Origin of the sequence: Clostridium sp. AF20-7 (assembly GCF_003479275.1) — a bacterium.
In the GTDB taxonomy this organism is placed as follows: Bacteria; Bacillota; Clostridia; order Lachnospirales; family Lachnospiraceae; genus Otoolea; species Otoolea fessa.
Window position 1 is genome coordinate 1 of sequence record NZ_QUGF01000004.1, and the last position, 387, is coordinate 387.

General features: G+C 38.0%; 1 protein-coding gene. It reads right to left on the reverse strand.

The genetic code is table 11. The annotated features are described in order from the left end of the window. Window positions 1-387 (reverse strand): transposase (locus tag DWX68_RS14850; protein ID WP_243027578.1); only part of this gene is annotated, 387 nt, incomplete at both ends.

A 387-nucleotide genomic window follows, 5' to 3' on the forward strand; every position in this document is an offset into this window, starting at 1 on the left:
AGTCCGTGAAACTTCTGGTTTGTCTTGTGCCCTATATCTTTTCCTTTACGGATGTTTCGGATATCTCCTATGATTACACAGTTTATTTCTTCTTTTCTACAGTATTCTGCAAGCCATCTGGTCACCTTATGAAGGTAATCCTTTACTGCGTTCTGTTTTTTCCGATAAAGCCTCTTGATGTGTTTCGATGATCGGGGATATTTTATGCCGTTTTCCACCTGCTGTGCATACCATATTGATTGAACCCTGCTGATTTCTTTGTGAAAGTATCTTTCCAGCGAAAGATATTTCCTTCCCAGAATAAAAGTTTTTCCATTTCCGGAATCATAACAGGTCATCAGATTATGAAGTCCAAGATCAATTGATAAATAATGACCATTCTGAGGA